This window comes from Diplocloster agilis (genome assembly GCF_019042275.1).
Lineage (GTDB): Bacteria > Bacillota > Clostridia > Lachnospirales > Lachnospiraceae > Diplocloster > Diplocloster agilis.
Window position 1 is genome coordinate 39404 of sequence record NZ_JAHQCW010000003.1, and the last position, 14740, is coordinate 54143.

The 14740-nt window shown below is 46.0% G+C and carries 14 protein-coding genes; 13 read left to right on the forward strand and 1 reads right to left on the reverse strand.

The genetic code is table 11. The features are described from left to right. Positions 1-40: 40 nt before the first annotated feature. The 10 genes from KTH89_RS02655 to KTH89_RS02700 all read left to right on the forward strand — a co-directional run bounded on the left by KTH89_RS02655 (position 41) and on the right by KTH89_RS02700 (position 8772). Complete coding sequence (locus tag KTH89_RS02655; RefSeq protein ID WP_238720520.1) at positions 41-955, forward strand: DMT family transporter; 915 nt, start codon at positions 41-43, stop codon at positions 953-955. Continuing rightward, positions 948-1460 carry a YqeG family HAD IIIA-type phosphatase gene (locus tag KTH89_RS02660; protein ID WP_238720521.1) on the forward strand — a complete coding sequence of 171 codons (513 nt, stop codon included), beginning with the start codon at positions 948-950 and terminating at the stop codon, positions 1458-1460. Before KTH89_RS02655 ends, KTH89_RS02660 begins: the two co-directional genes overlap by 8 nt. A 47-nt stretch (positions 1461-1507) precedes the next feature. Beyond that, a complete protein-coding gene (locus KTH89_RS02665) occupies positions 1508-2581 on the forward strand; it encodes a M24 family metallopeptidase (RefSeq protein WP_238720522.1) in 1074 nt (357 codons plus the stop codon). Positions 2582-2701: 120 nt separating this feature from the next. Continuing rightward, the gene (gene efp, locus KTH89_RS02670; protein ID WP_158342857.1) at positions 2702-3259 is read left to right on the forward strand and encodes an elongation factor P; all 558 of its coding nucleotides are present in this window, start codon (positions 2702-2704) and stop codon (positions 3257-3259) included. Between the two features lie 330 nt (positions 3260-3589). After that, positions 3590-4465, forward strand: a complete 876-nt coding sequence (locus KTH89_RS02675) for a DUF5688 family protein (RefSeq protein ID WP_238720523.1) — start codon at positions 3590-3592, stop codon at positions 4463-4465. A 130-nt stretch (positions 4466-4595) separates the two neighbouring features. Beyond that, positions 4596-5825, forward strand: coding sequence for an SH3 domain-containing protein (locus KTH89_RS02680; RefSeq protein ID WP_238720524.1), 1230 nt, complete (start codon positions 4596-4598; stop codon positions 5823-5825). A gap of 203 nt (positions 5826-6028) precedes the next feature. Beyond that, a complete protein-coding gene (locus KTH89_RS02685) occupies positions 6029-6463 on the forward strand; it encodes a hypothetical protein (RefSeq protein ID WP_238720525.1) in 435 nt (144 codons plus the stop codon). Positions 6464-6649: 186 nt separating this feature from the next. Then, positions 6650-7984: an NADP-specific glutamate dehydrogenase gene (gdhA, locus tag KTH89_RS02690; RefSeq protein ID WP_238720526.1), complete on the forward strand. Its 1335-nt coding sequence runs from the start codon at positions 6650-6652 to the stop codon at positions 7982-7984. A 219-nt stretch (positions 7985-8203) separates the two neighbouring features. Beyond that, complete coding sequence (locus tag KTH89_RS02695) at positions 8204-8299, forward strand: putative holin-like toxin (RefSeq protein WP_238720527.1); 96 nt, start codon at positions 8204-8206, stop codon at positions 8297-8299. 260 nt (positions 8300-8559) lie between these two features. Next, positions 8560-8772, forward strand: coding sequence for an SHOCT domain-containing protein (locus KTH89_RS02700; RefSeq protein WP_238720528.1), 213 nt, complete (start codon positions 8560-8562; stop codon positions 8770-8772). Positions 8773-9083: 311 nt separating this feature from the next. Here the strand turns inward: KTH89_RS02700 and KTH89_RS02705 are convergent, their stop codons facing one another. Continuing rightward, entirely contained in the window at positions 9084-10448 is a 1365-nt protein-coding gene (locus KTH89_RS02705) for a sodium-dependent transporter (RefSeq protein ID WP_238720529.1), read from the reverse strand. Positions 10449-10654: 206 nt separating this feature from the next. Here KTH89_RS02705 and KTH89_RS02710 point away from each other — a divergent pair, with 206 nt between their 5' ends. The 3 genes from KTH89_RS02710 to csm2 all read left to right on the forward strand — a co-directional run bounded on the left by KTH89_RS02710 (position 10655) and on the right by csm2 (position 14738). Next, the gene (locus tag KTH89_RS02710; RefSeq protein WP_238720530.1) at positions 10655-11743 is read left to right on the forward strand and encodes a DUF3810 domain-containing protein; all 1089 of its coding nucleotides are present in this window, start codon (positions 10655-10657) and stop codon (positions 11741-11743) included. Between the two features lie 158 nt (positions 11744-11901). After that, entirely contained in the window at positions 11902-14271 is a 2370-nt protein-coding gene (gene cas10 / locus KTH89_RS02715) for a type III-A CRISPR-associated protein Cas10/Csm1 (protein WP_238720531.1), read from the forward strand. Continuing rightward, a complete protein-coding gene (gene csm2, locus KTH89_RS02720) occupies positions 14268-14738 on the forward strand; it encodes a type III-A CRISPR-associated protein Csm2 (RefSeq protein ID WP_158342866.1) in 471 nt (156 codons plus the stop codon). Before cas10 ends, csm2 begins: the two co-directional genes overlap by 4 nt. Positions 14739-14740: the final 2 nt, after the last annotated feature.

Below are 14740 nucleotides of genomic sequence, written 5' to 3' on the forward strand. Positions count from 1 at the left end.
TAGAAAATGTGCAGACGATAAAAGGGAGATATGAGGATTTATGCTTGAACGGGAGAAAAAGATCAGTATGGCAGCCAGTTTTGGGCTTTTATCCGCCGCAATTATCTGGGGATTTGCTTTTGTCATCGTGAAAAGTTCCCTGGATGTGATACCGCCGGTCTATATGCTGGCCTTTCGGTTTACCATCGCGTCGGCGGGTCTGGCCTTGATTTTTCATAAGAAATTCCGACTGCTGAATAAGAGTTTATGGGGGCACGGGGCGGTTTTGGGACTGTTCCTGTTTTTAAGCTATCTGTTTCAGACGATTGGCTGTCAGTACACTACAGCGGGGAAAAACGCATTTTTGACGACAATTTATGTAGTTCTGGTTCCCTTTCTGCACTGGATATTTAATAAGAAGAAACCGGACCGTTACTGTGTGATTGCGGCGTTCATGGCTGTGATTGGTATCGGGCTTTTGTCCCTACAAGGGGATTTGACGATGAATATAGGGGATGCTCTGACGCTGATCTGTGGATTCGGCTATGCGGTACACATTGTTTTTATCGACCGGTATACGGAAATCGAGGACCCGGTTTTGCTGACGGTTCTGCAGTTAGGGTTCGCCGCTTTGTTTTCCTGGATTCTTGCGCCGCTGTTTGACGGGAGCTTCCCGGCAGGGGCCCTGCGGCCGGACATGATCGCGGGAATGCTGTATCTGGGACTGTTGAGTACGATGGTGGCGTTTTTGCTGCAGAATGTGGGGCAGAAATATACAAAACCTTCTACGGCCGCCCTGCTGCTGTCTATGGAGTCCGTATTCGGAATCCTATTCTCCATGATTTTCCTGGGGGAAGTATTGACCATAAAAATGGCGGCCGGTTGTATCCTGATCTTTACCGCGGTGATCATGGCCGAGACTAAATTTGAATTTTTGAAAAGAAAGAAAACAGCGGGGGGTAATGAATATGTTTAAGCAGTTTTATCCCGGAGAATATATCGATTCTACCTACCATATTGATTTTGACCGGCTTTACCGGGAGGGATACCGGGGCGTGATATTTGATATTGACAATACGCTGGTTCCTCACGGGGCTCCGGCCGATGAGCGCGCCGCAGCGCTGTTTGCCCACTTAAAAGAGCTGGGATTTTCCTGCTGCCTGCTCTCCAATAATGATGAGCCGCGGGTTAAAATGTTTAACGACGCGGTGCATGTCAACTATATCTTTGATGCCCATAAGCCATCCAGGCGGAATTATCAGAAGGCGATGGAGATTATGCATACAGAGCTTAAAAATACGCTGTTCGTGGGGGATCAGATATTCACGGATGTCTACGGGGCTAACCGAACCGGGCTTCGTACGATTCTGGTTCGGCCGATTCATCCGAAAGAAGAAATTCAAATCGTTTTGAAGCGTTATTTGGAGAAAATCGTGTTATACTTTTACCAGAGACAATTGAGAAAGTCTGAAAAAGTATGAACAAAGAGTCAGGTGCGGGAAACCACCCGTATGGAGGAATAAATGATATGAAACAAAAACGGATTACCGATCTGCGCAGAGAAAAAGGGCTGGATGCGGTCCTGGTGACAAATCCCTTGAATGTGCGTTATATCAGCGGCTGTACGGCGGATACCGGATGCCTGTATCTGTCGGATACGTCCTGCGTCTTTTTGACGGATTCCAGATACACCACACAGGCGCAGGAAGAGTGCGGCGGCAGATTTACCGTATGCGAGATCAAAGGAAGAAACGGATACACGGATGCCCTGGAGCTGTATATGAAACAGGACGCTGTGTGTAATATCGGTTTTGAGGATGAGGTAATGACCTGGGCTGAGGCCAGGCGGTATCAGCAGAAATTGCCGGAGAAGGAATGGATTCCCCTTCAGGACGCTCTGGATCAGTTAAGGGTAATCAAATCGGAAGAGGAGCTGGAACGGATCGCCAGGGCCGAGAGCATTGGTGATGCGGCATTTTCTCACATCCTGGAGGTGCTGCGGCCGGGAATGACCGAACTGCAGGTGGCGGCAGAGCTGGAATATTTTATGAAAAACGCAGGAGCGACGAAATTAAGCTTTGATACCATAGCTGCTTCCGGCCTCCATTCGGCGATGCCCCACGCGGTCCCTCAGGATAAGGAATTGGCGGAGGGAGACTTTCTGACCATGGATTTTGGCTGCGTCTATCAGGGGTACTGCTCGGATATGACCAGAACGGTGGTGATTGGAAAAGCTTCCGCGAAACAAAAAGAAATTTACCAGGTCGTTCTTACTGCGCAGCAGGCGGCGCTGGATTCCATTCGGGCCGGACGCACCGGCAGCGAGATTGACCGGATTGCGAGAAATATAATAAAAGACGCCGGATACGGAGACTATTTCGGACACGGATTAGGACACAGTCTCGGGCTGTTTATCCATGAGGAACCCCGGTTATCCGCGCTGGATGACACGGTACTTTGCGAAAATATGGTGGAAACCGTGGAACCCGGAATCTATCTGCCGGGATTTGGCGGAGTAAGAATCGAGGATGTGGTCGTGGTCACAAAAAGCGGCTGCAGAAATCTGACCCGCTCGCCAAAAGAATTGATCGAGATTGGTTGAATGGATAGGTAAATGCGTTCAAAAGAAAAAAGAGTTGAAAAATCGGATATTTTATTATAAACTAAATGAGAACATGGGGATGGGCGTTCCCCAATGTATTTGAAGGAGGAATAATCAAAGATGATTTCAGCAGGTGATTTTAGAAACGGTATTACGGTGGAAATTGAAGGAAATATATTTCAGATCATCGAATTTCAGCATGTAAAACCTGGAAAAGGTGCAGCTTTTGTTCGTACAAAATTAAAAAACATCATTAATGGTGGTGTTGTAGAAAAAACCTTCCGTCCTACCGAGAAATTCCCGCAGGCCAGAATCGACAGAAAGGACATGCAGTATCTGTACTCCGATGGAGATCTGTTCCACTTCATGGATGTGGAAAATTATGAGCAGATCGCCCTGAACGAAGAGTCTGTAGGCGATTCCTTGAAGTTTGTGAAAGAAAATGAAATGGTAAAAGTATGTTCCCACAATGGAAACGTATTTGCCATCGAGCCTCCGCTGTTCGTAGAACTGGAGATTGTCGATACGGAGCCCGGATTCAAAGGTGATACGGCTACCGGAGCGACGAAGCCCGCGGTAGTGGAAACGGGAGCTACGGTCTATGTGCCTCTGTTCGTAGACCAGAATGAAAAAATTAAAATCGATACCAGAACCGGAGAATATCTCTCCAGAGTCTAATTGGTATGTACACGGAACTGTGGTTGCTGTTATGGCTGCCGCAGTTTTTTTATTCCATAGGAAAGTGCGCCTATGGAATAAAAATGCCCTCCGGGAGATCGCACTGCGGCGGAAAGGAAGATGCCGCTTATGCGGCCCGCCGCAGGCGGAGAGTTTCGCAAGCGAAACTCTTTTTATAGAAATTTCAGATTTGTTTAGTCTTTGTTAATTGTTTTTTGGTTGGGAATCCGGTATGATAGATAGGAATTCAGCTATTCTAGCTTTATTTGTCTTTGCACAGATCGTGCATTTTTTCCTGTATTTCTTATTAAAATCAGAAAGGATGGTAGGATGAATTACGAACAATTTATGGAGTGTGTGCGCACACGGGTGGAAGAGGTCCTGGGCGGGGAGGCCAGAGTGACCGTTTATTCAGTTGTGAAAAATAACTCGGTCAAGCTGGACGGGTTGACGATTATGGAGAGGGAGAATAATATTTCTCCTACCATTTATCTGAATCCGTATTTCGAAGCGTTCGAACATGGAATGGATATGGATAAGATTGTCCGGGAAATTCTGAAAGTGTATACGCAGTGCCGGCCAAAACAGAAGTTTGATACGAATTATTTGAAGAACTATGAAAAAGTGAAAGATCGGATTGTGTACAGACTTGTCAATTATGAGAAGAACCGGGAGCTGCTCGAACAGATGCCCTGTATCCGCTTCCTGGATCTGGCCGTGATCTTTTACTGCATGATTGCCATAGGGGAGGAGGGAGCCGCGTCAGTGGCCGTGAAGTCGGAGTATATGAAGGTTTGGAATATTACGCTGCCGCAGATCTATGAGCAGGCCAAGAGAAATACTCCGAAGCTGCTGCCTTATGTGCTGCAGACGATGCTTGAGGTCTTGGGTGAGTTCTGTGATGCACTTGATACGACCGGCGCCCTGCCTATGTATGTGTTGACAAATCAGCTGAAAATGAACGGAGCCGCCTGCATCCTTTATCCGGATGCGCTTCGGGAGTGCAGCCAAAAGATGGGGAGCGATCTGCTGATCCTGCCCAGCAGTATTCATGAGGTGATTCTCCTGCCGGATGATGGGAGCAGCAATAGGGAAGAGCTGCGGGAAATGGTGGATGAGATCAATCGGACACAGCTGGAAGTGGAGGAGGTGCTCTCCGCACAGGTGTACCGATATGAAAGAAAGACAAACAGGATAATTATGTAAAAAAAGCGAAAAAAGTGTGTTTTTTATACATTCCAATTGCGTATTCTCCAAATATGTTGTAAAATAGTTAACGATTGAAGTTATTTCCCAAAAATATGAGTGGATGCAGATTGAAGTTTAGGAGGTACCAATGGAAGATTTTAAACGTTTTGTAAAAAACAATTCGAGATATATTATACTTGCGGTAATTCTTATTGTTTTGGTAGTTGTTCTCGTGAAGTGTATCGGCGGTAAGGACAAGGATAAGGATGCCAAAGGGGATAAGAATACGGAAAATGTACAGCCATCCGCTGACCCCAGCGCAACACCGGCAGTAACGCCGGAGGACAATGCCCTGCTGCAGGATGCGGTGCCAGAGGTCAATGATCTGATGAACCGGTACTATGCGGCGCTGGCAGCCGGAGACATGGAGTCTGTGACGGGTATGGTCGATACTCTGACGGATAATGATGCGGGATTACCGGCCAGATCGGAATGGATTGACAGCTATAACAATATATCCTGTTATACGAAAAAAGGACTGACCGATAATTCTTATGTCGTATACACATATTTCGAAATTAAATTTGTCGGGGACAAAACGGCTTCCATGGCTCCGGGTCTGTCTTCTTTCTATGTGGCTCAGAATGATCAGGGGGCGTATTACATTCTTCAAAGCAGCAACCCTGACGTGGAGAACTATATGGCGAATATCACCAAAGGGGATGATGTTCAGGCATTGGTTGCGAGCGTAAATCAGAAGTGGGAAGAGATCAAAGCCGGAGACCCCACAGTGGCGGAAGTGGCGACATTGATGATTAATGCCGGCGAGACCGCTGATGGCGGTGAAGCTGACGGCGAAGCCGGAGCGGAACAACCGGAAGAACAGCAGCCGGAAGAAGAAGCGCCTGCGGAACAACCGGCGGAAGAGCCTGCGGCAGGGGTGCAGGATGTGGATGAAACCGTATATGCGACGGATTCTGTCAATATCCGGAGCGACGCGAATGAAACAGCCGAAAGAGTGGGACAGGTCTACAAAGGAGAAACGCTGCATCGGACAGGCATTTTAGACAGCGGATGGAGCCGTGTGGACTATAATGGCCAGACTGCTTACGTGAAGAGTGAATATGTGACAACAGACGCGAATTCAGCCAACGGCGGCGGGGAAGATAATAGCCAGGCTTCCGTAACACCTGCAGGCGGAACTGCGACGGCGAAAGAATCCGTTAGTTTCCGGGAGGGTATGAGCGAAACCTCCGCTAAGCAGGGAGTCATTTACCAGGGAGAAAAGGTTAAGAAGATCATGGATTACGCGGAAGGCTGGTCGAAAGTGGAATACAACGGTAAGACCGGATATGTAAAAACCGAGTATCTCAATTAAGTTTCAGAATAAAAAATAATACGTTATTAGAATACGCTCCTCTGACAGCAGACGGATAGAATCATAGATCCGCGGCTGCCGGGGGAGTTTGTTTTGTACAGGACAGCGTATAATCCTATCCTTTTCTCCATACCCTATAACAAAACAGAAGGTTATCAGTTGCCTTTTTATATAAGACTTTGCAAAGAAGGGAGAACGGGTTTATGTTGACAAATGCGGATTTAGCAGTATTGAAAGAAACTTACCGGAGTTCCAAAGCAGTCGTTACGAATATCAATCATGTGTTGAGTAAGGTGTACGATGAGGATCTGGCCCTGGACCTGAACAGGCAGCTGGCAGAGTATCAGCGGATGGAAGAGAAAGCTGCGGGAGTGCTGAACCGAAACGGGGTCCGGCCCGAGAAGGATAACGCTCTGGAGAAAGCGAGAACCTGGTCATCCGTGCAGGCCAGTACTTTGCTGAATACCAGCACAGGACATATCGCGGATATGATGATTCAGGAAAATGCCCAGGGTATGACTAATATGATGAAGGTGCTAAAACACAACGGGCCGGTGAAAGGCGAGTGCGATTCCATAGCCAATGAGCTGATGGATCTGGAGGAGCTGAATATACAGAAATTGAAATCCTATTTATAATTAGGCCGGATCTTTGTGTAAATTTAACAAAGTTAACGGAATTTTGTAAATTTATAAGAAATTGCTTGCGTTAAAGGCCTAAAGCGTACTATAATAAAAGACGGACAAAGGCGTCAGAAAATATGAGTGGAAAATGTCCACTCATATTATTTTTTGGACGCTATTTTTTATTTAAGGAGGATTCATATGTCTTACATTGACGAGGTAATGGAGAGAGTCGTAGCGAAAAATCCCGGAGAAGCAGAATTTCATCAGGCGGTAAAGGAAGTATTAGATTCTTTAAGATTGGTGGTAGAGGCCAATGAAGAAGAATACAGAAAAAATGGACTGCTGGAACGTCTGGTGGAGCCGGAGAGAGTGATTTCCTTCCGGGTTCCCTGGGTGGACGATCAGGGGAGAGTCCAGGTAAACAGAGGATTCCGCGTACAGTTTAACAGTGCAATCGGACCGTATAAGGGAGGACTTAGGTTCCATCCTTCCGTAAACCAGGGTATCATTAAATTCCTTGGATTTGAGCAGTGCTTTAAGAATTCCCTGACCGGTCTGCCCATCGGCGGAGGAAAAGGCGGGGCGGATTTTGACCCGAAGGGAAAATCAGACAGGGAAGTGATGGCATTCTGCCAGAGTTTCATGACTGAGCTTAATAAATATATCGGGGCGGATACCGATGTTCCGGCCGGGGATATCGGAGTAGGGGCCAGAGAGATCGGTTTCCTCTTCGGACAGTATAAAAGGATCAGAGGAGTCTACGAAGGCGTCCTGACCGGAAAAGGTTTGACTTATGGCGGATCTCTGGCCAGAACCGAAGCGACCGGTTATGGACTGATCTACCTGCTGGATGAGATGTTAAAGCAGAACGGAAAAGAACTGGCTGGTAAGACCGTCGTAGTATCCGGTTCCGGAAATGTGGCTATCTATGCTACACAGAAAGCTACACAGCTTGGGGCGAAGGTAGTGGCTCTCAGCGATTCCAACGGCTGGATCTACGATGCCAACGGCATCAATCTGGATGTGGTCAGAGAGATCAAAGAAGTGCGCAGAGGCAGAATCAAAGAGTATGCGGACGCGGTTCCCAGTTCCGAATATCATGAGGGAAAAGGAATCTGGAGTGTGAAATGTGATATCGCTCTTCCGTGCGCGACTCAGAATGAGTTGAACCTGGACGATGTCAAAACTCTGGTAGCCAACGGATGCTTTGCGGTAGCGGAAGGCGCGAATATGCCTACCACCAGAGAAGCTACGGAATATCTGCTGGAGAATAAGATCATGTTCGCTCCCGGAAAGGCCGCCAATGCCGGCGGTGTCGCCACCTCAGCGCTTGAGATGACACAGAACAGCATGCGCCTGTCCTGGACGTTTGAAGAGGTAGACAAAAAATTGCAGGAGATCATGGTGGGGATCTTCTCAAAAATGGCGGATGCGGCAAAACGCTACGGAGTAGAAGGAAATTACGTGGCTGGAGCCAACATTGCAGGATTTGAGAAGGTTGTTATGGCCATGAATGCACAGGGGATTGTATAAGCGGTTTTATTGGTAAACATACAGAAAAACAAGTAAATGATGAAATGCCGGATTGGGTGAAAAAGCAGCTTGAATCCGGCATTTTTTTATTTGATTTGATGATAACAAGTATAATATTACAGGATTGCCCGATAAGGGGAATTATGTTATGATTTTTTGAGAGTAATCGTGTACAGAGTGGCAGCCTCCCAAACTAGAAATAGAGGGGAGGTGATGCGAATGGATATATACGAAGTTATTAGCCTGTTATTTTTAGGCGGTTTGTTCCTGGTCGCATTGCTTGCCTACATAGATAGGAATAACAAGCGAAAATAAATAAGCCACTCTTGTCTTAGCCGGACGAGTGACTTATTTGATCATTTTATAAGGCTAACCACTTTGTGGGCGGTTGCTCTCTTTTATGCTTTTATTATAATGCAGCTATAAGGGAAATACAAGGGTTTTGCAAAAAAGTCGATGGCAGATTATGTTAGATTGATGATGGTAATATGCTTATAATAGGTAAAATTCTTTAGAATGTTGTAAACGGTCTGAAATGGGCTGTTTGCAGCATATTTAATGGTCTGGGGGCCGGTATGGCCCTTGGAAATACACTGGCCCAGAATCTGAGCGCAGTACAGCCACAGGCCCAGCCTCAGCAGGCGGCTGCACAGAATGCACAGAATGCGGGAGAGCAGAAGGAAAAGAGTAATATAGAACAGATCCGGGAGTTTAAACAACTGCTGGATGAAGGAATTATCACCCAGGAGGAATTTAATCTGAAGAAAAAGCAGCTTCTCGGGCTATAAACGTTGAGAAAGGTCTGAAGAAAGATAGTATACATTATTGAGCAGCGAATGTTGTGCATCCGCCCGATGAGCACGTATGAATAGGATACTATTAAGTATAAGATCTGCATCAATTGTGAATGTGATAAATAGAAACGGCCGTTGCAAAAGTATGAATCAGCTTTTGCAGCGGCCCTTATTTTTTATCCTTCTAACGCGTTAGACACGCACAGTATATCAGGATTTTTTATTGTCATCTTCTGACTACCCGGAAAAATTCTGTACACGCTGCCTGGCAGTAATATCATAGGGTGATATCATAGGGCAGCACTTTATTTTAACATACTGTAATATCCCTGGATGAAGATAAACAAAACGATCACCGGCAGCACAAAGGTAAAGTAGTACCTGAGTTTTCGGGGAAAACGAATGCCGGCGCCGGAATCCGCTTCCTTGATAAAGTTATCCCATCCCCACCCATAGCGGGTCACGCAGAACAACAGATATACCAAAGAACCCAGCGGCAGCAGATTATTGCTGACCAGGAAATCCTCGAATCCCTGGATATCAAAACCGAGGATGGAAATATTTTTCCAGACGGTCATTCCCAGAATACAGGGTAAGGATAAGACCGAGATCAGAACCGCGTTGACAATGGCTGCTTTCCTAAGGCTCCAGTCCCACAGATCCATAAAGCAGGACATGATGTTCTGAAATACGGCGATGACGGTGGAGAGCGCGGCAAAGGACATAAATAAAAAGAACAAAGAGCCCCAGAGTCTGCCGCCCGGCATGGAATTAAACACATTGGGCAGGGTTACGAATATCAGTCCCGGCCCCTCTCCCGGATTGACCCCGAAAGCGAAGCAGGAGGGAAAAATAATCAGGCCTGCGATCAGTGCCACCGAAGTGTCCAGGACAGCCACATTGACCGCTTCCCCGGTCAGACGATGTTCTTTTCCGATATAACTGCCAAAGATGGCCAGAGATCCAATTCCGATGCTTAGCGTAAAAAATGCCTGTCCCATAGCGGCAAAAATAACATTGGCGATTCCGGCCTCCCTGATTTTGTCAAAATCGGGAAGCAGATAAAAGGACAAACCTTTCGCCGCATTTGGAAGCGTAAAGGCGCGGACGGCCAACACCAGCATGATAAGAAACAGACTGGCCATCATCAATTTGGTAATTCTCTCCACCCCGCGCTGAAGGCCGAAAGAACAGACCAGGAAACCCAATAACACAATGATGAGCATCCACAGGATCATTTCCTGGGTGTTGTTGGTCAAAGCGCTGAACTGATTGCTGATGGCATCAGGCGCCAGCCCCTGAAATTCTCCCGCCGCCATTTTGAAGAAATAAGCCAGCATCCAGCCTCCGACGGTGGTATAAAACATCATCAGCAGGATATTGCCGGCCAGGCCGAAATATCCGTGAATGTGCCATTTGCTTCCCTTTGGTTCCAAAACATGAAAGGAACGGCCGATACTCTTCTGACTGGCCCGACCCACGGAAAATTCCATAACCATAATCGGCAGGCCCAGGATAATTAGGAAAAACAAATAGATAAGGACAAAAGCTCCGCCGCCGTATTTTCCTGTGATATATGGGAAACGCCAGACGTTCCCAAGGCCGATCGCGCATCCCGCGGATAAAAATATAAAACCCAGTCGGGATGAAAACTTCTCTCTCTGCTGCATAAAATCCCCTTCCTCGTAGTTACTTGATTGCTATTTTATTCAGGTCTTGTTATTCTATAAGTACCGGTAAAATTACGGTTGCCTATAGTGATAATATTGTTATTATAAATAGTACCGTACCTATGTGTCAAATACAAATATAAGGTTGTCACGACGGCGGTATGGAATCGTAGTGTAGATGTAATTTCGTACAGGAGCGGATGCAAATGAAAACAATCAACTGGAAACGAAGAGGAATAGTATTAGGGACACTCATGGCACTCGGTTTGTTGATGCAGGTGCTGTCCAGGCAGACGGCCTGGTTCGGCGAATGGTATGCGGTACATATCTATCCATTGTGGGTAAATACGGTGGGACGGCTGTTCTCCGCGCTGCCTTTTTCCGTGGGAGAATTTCTGATCTACGGAGGGATTCTGCTGGTAGTGGTATGGCTGGCTGTGAGTGTTATACGGATTCGCAAGGGGACTTACCGTTTGCGGAAAATGGTAAAGGGTGCAGGCGTATTTGTTTTGCATGCGGGCGTCATACTCTTTTTGATATTCAATCTGAACTGCGGGATCAATTATTACCGCTATCCGTTCTCCCAGGAAGCAGGGTTTGAGATAAAGAAGTATACGAAGGAGGAGCTAACGGATCTGTGTGAATGGCTTACGGAGGAAATTAACCGGGAAGCCCAACTGATCGAAACGGATGCGGATGGCTTATGCGCGCTGCCGGAAGGCGTAAAAAAGGAGGCCGGTGCTTCTATGAGGAAACTGGGAGGACAGTATGAAAGCCTGAGCGGGTATTATCCGCTGCCGAAGCCAATTCTGTCCAGCTTCGTAATGTCTTATGAAAAATTACAGGGAGTGTATTTCCTGACGGTGGAGGCCAATTATAACAGGGATATGCCGGCTTACAGCATACCTTCCACGATGTGTCATGAGCTGTCCCACCTGAAAGGGTTTATGCGGGAGGATGAGGCGAATTTTATCGCATATCTGGCCTGCCAGGAGTCGGACAGCCCGGAATTCCGCTACAGCGGGGATCTGTTGGCTTATATCTACAGCACGAATGCGCTGGCGAAGGAGGACCCGGAGACTTATTCAAGGATCCGGGCAAAGCTGTGTGATACGGCGAATCGTGAGCTGGTGCATCATAATGAGTGGTGGAGCAAATATGACGGCGTGGTGGCGAAGACTTATGATAAGTTTAATGATACTTATCTGAAGGCGAATTCCCAGAGCGACGGGGTGAAGAGTTATGGCCGGATGGTGGATCTGCTGCTGAGTTATCGGGCGGATTTGGGAGATTAATCTGGAAAAAGATAAAAGGAGAATTGTGTATTTGTACGCTGATTGATGGTACAATGATTTTTGGGATATTGTACAAAGCAGTTGCGAAAAGACACTATAAAATGGTAAAATGATATAAATTGGTTAGCGTCACTAGTATACAAAAGAGGGAGATTGGGATGAAAGATACCACTTATAAAGTGATCCTTTGCGGTCTTTTTCATGATGTTGGACGGATCGTGTGTAAGGCTTATCCAGAAGTGTATGGACAATCTTATGAAACGGCTGTTGTTCAATGGCTGATGGAAAACAAAGTAATGGAGGATATTGAAGTGTTGCAGTCTTTGCCTGGTTCCGGGCTGGTGGTTAAGGGGAATGAGCAGGCGGGAAAAGGTAGCGGCCTGCCTGCTTATATAATTTCTATCGCAAATTACATACTGACAGAAATGAAACGACAGGAACTGACGGGGCAGATAACGAATCGGAATGATTTGAGACGGCTGGAGTCAGTTTTTAATTATTTAAATGGAAGATCGGATACGATATTTTACGAACCTAAGTATTCTGACCCGTTATTCTATCCTGTCGAAAAGGGTCAATTTAAAGCGTGGTCAAAAGAAGACTTTGAAGATTGTCTGCGGCAGTTTGCAGGTGACGTGCAGGAGCATGGTATAGGACCTGATAAATTAAACTCTTTGATAGAAAGTGAAAAGAAATGGTTCTCGGCGGTTGGAAGTGCGGGTTATGATGGACTGGATGACGATATTTCTCTATTTGACAGGAATAATATGTTAGCGGCATTGGGGAGTTGTATCAGCGAATTTCTTGATTGGAATAAGAGAACAGGGGAAGCGGACGAAATCGTACTCGACAAAGAGGCGTTTACAGAGAGGAAGGCATTCTTACTATATACAAGCGATATATCAGGTGTGCAACAATTTATATATATGATAAAAAGTGACAATGTCCTTAAAACTTTACGCAGCCGTTCCTTTTTTCTGGAAATATTTATGGAGCATTATATAGATGAACTGCTCTCGGTCCTTGGATTATCCCGGGCCAACCTGATTTATTCCGGAGGCGCACACTGTTATCTGCTGCTCCCGAACACGGAAGCGGTTAGTGATAGTCTGAAATTGTGGAATTCTACGGTAAATAAATGGTTTCGGGATAATTTTGATACTCATTTATATATGGCTTCCGCCTGGGTGCCTTGCAGTGCGAAAGAAATGATGAATATCCCGGCGGAAGAAAAGACCTATCAACGCATTTTCCGATCGCTGTCAAATCAGATCAGTAAGTGTAAAATGCAAAGGTATACACCGGATGAGCTTCGGGAACTCAATGGGAACAATGAAGCAGGCGGCGGCAGGGAATGTAAAGTATGCGGAAGTACGGATAAACTTTTACAGGAAGAAGATATATGCGCCTGGTGCCATGGATTTGCGGAATTTTCGAAGAGAATACTGCAGCCCGATGGAGTGTTGGTAATATATGAAAGCAAGATCAGCGGTCAGGCAGGGCTATCTGTGCCGGTTATTGATGGTGGTAACGCTGGAGAAGCTTTTTTATATGTTTTTAGGCCAATGGAATTGCAGCAAGGATTAAAGGCGGATGGAATACGAAGAATTTATGTGAAAAATAACAGTCCTATACCTGAGAGTGGAGCGAACCGCATATATATGGGAGATTACTACTATAGTGATTTGCTGTCTGTTATGGCGGAGAAAGCAAAAGGAATCGGTAAAATCGGAGTTTTAAGACTGGATGTCGATAATCTCGGAGCTACTTTTATCAGTGGATTTCAGATGGATGGGGAAGTGATTCCTTCCAGGAAAGAGAAGTATGTAACATTGACCAGAACTGCGGTTCTTTCACGTAAGTTGTCCTTGTTTTTTAAAAATTATATGAATCAAATTCTACAAGGAGATGAAAGCAACCCTTCACTGAAGGTCGATGTGGTTTATTCGGGAGGGGACGATGTGTTTTTGATTGGGGCCTGGAGTGATATTGTAGATGCTTCTATTAGAATACAGGAGAGCTTTCAGCGCTATACAGCCGGAAAGCTGTCGTTATCCGGCGGAATCGGTATCTTTGATCTCAAATATCCGGTTCATCGGTCGGCGGAAAGAACGGCAGAACTGGAAGTTATGGCGAAAGCGCTTCCAGGTAAAAACGCAGTGGTTTTATTTGATGACAGCCATGTGTATCCATGGTCCGAATTTCGAAATGGGGTAATAAACGAGAAATTATCAGTACTCAAAAGGTTTTTTCATTCCGATTACCAGGAGCGGGGAAACGCTTTTTTATATCGAATTCTGGAGTTCCTGCGGGGAACCGATGAAAAAATCAATATTGCGCGTTATGCTTATTTGCTAGCTACTATGAAACCGGATGAGGCTGATGAGGAAAAGTCACAGATATATACTGAGTTTTCGCGATTTATGTATCAGTGGATTCTGGAGGAGATGGACAGAGAGGAACTGATTACCGCGATTTACGTTTTTTTGTATCTTAATAGAATAAAAGATAAGGAGGAGACTGTATGAATAGATATCAGGGACAAACGGGAAATGGCTATCAGAGACAGAGAAGCAATGGTTCAAAACAGGCGGCGATATTGGAAGCCGAAGAGATACCGGCAGATTATGTGGAAAGTGCAGAAAGAGTAATGAGAGGGCTGGGAACCGAGGGGGATAACGGGACATTAAGGTTTAAGCTTACCACATCAAAAATACGGAACATCTTTTCTATGGTAACAGATATCTATAATGTGGAGAGCAGAAGACGAGAGCCGGAATTAAAACAGGAGAGTATATCTGCCCTGCAGAAGATGAGGGTGCGCATTTTATATGATGCAGGCAGGGAAAAAGATGCGGTGAAGAGTTTTGTTGAAGCGGCTCATCTTCTACAGTATATTAAAGGAATCGGTACCAATCGTGAGAAATTCATAAATTTCGCTAATTACATGGAAGCACTGGTGGCTTATCACCGGTATCTGGGCGGAGATGACTAGGG

What these genes read in the sequence shown, in the direction of transcription:
- KTH89_RS02705 (WP_238720529.1), bottom strand. Translation starts at nt 10,448, where the DNA reads ATGCAGCAGAGAGAGAAGTTTTCATCCCGACTGGGTTTTATATTTTTA.
- KTH89_RS02710 (WP_238720530.1), top strand. Translation starts at nt 10,655, where the DNA reads ATGAAAACAATCAACTGGAAACGAAGAGGAATAGTATTAGGGACACTC.
- KTH89_RS02695 (WP_238720527.1), top strand. Translation starts at nt 8,204, where the DNA reads ATGGATATATACGAAGTTATTAGCCTGTTATTTTTAGGCGGTTTGTTC.
- KTH89_RS02655 (WP_238720520.1), top strand. Translation starts at nt 41, where the DNA reads ATGCTTGAACGGGAGAAAAAGATCAGTATGGCAGCCAGTTTTGGGCTT.
- gdhA (WP_238720526.1), top strand. Translation starts at nt 6,650, where the DNA reads ATGTCTTACATTGACGAGGTAATGGAGAGAGTCGTAGCGAAAAATCCC.
- KTH89_RS02680 (WP_238720524.1), top strand. Translation starts at nt 4,596, where the DNA reads ATGGAAGATTTTAAACGTTTTGTAAAAAACAATTCGAGATATATTATA.
- KTH89_RS02700 (WP_238720528.1), top strand. Translation starts at nt 8,560, where the DNA reads ATGGCCCTTGGAAATACACTGGCCCAGAATCTGAGCGCAGTACAGCCA.
- KTH89_RS02675 (WP_238720523.1), top strand. Translation starts at nt 3,590, where the DNA reads ATGAATTACGAACAATTTATGGAGTGTGTGCGCACACGGGTGGAAGAG.
- csm2 (WP_158342866.1), top strand. Translation starts at nt 14,268, where the DNA reads ATGAATAGATATCAGGGACAAACGGGAAATGGCTATCAGAGACAGAGA.
- efp (WP_158342857.1), top strand. Translation starts at nt 2,702, where the DNA reads ATGATTTCAGCAGGTGATTTTAGAAACGGTATTACGGTGGAAATTGAA.
- KTH89_RS02665 (WP_238720522.1), top strand. Translation starts at nt 1,508, where the DNA reads ATGAAACAAAAACGGATTACCGATCTGCGCAGAGAAAAAGGGCTGGAT.
- cas10 (WP_238720531.1), top strand. Translation starts at nt 11,902, where the DNA reads ATGAAAGATACCACTTATAAAGTGATCCTTTGCGGTCTTTTTCATGAT.
- KTH89_RS02685 (WP_238720525.1), top strand. Translation starts at nt 6,029, where the DNA reads ATGTTGACAAATGCGGATTTAGCAGTATTGAAAGAAACTTACCGGAGT.
- KTH89_RS02660 (WP_238720521.1), top strand. Translation starts at nt 948, where the DNA reads ATGTTTAAGCAGTTTTATCCCGGAGAATATATCGATTCTACCTACCAT.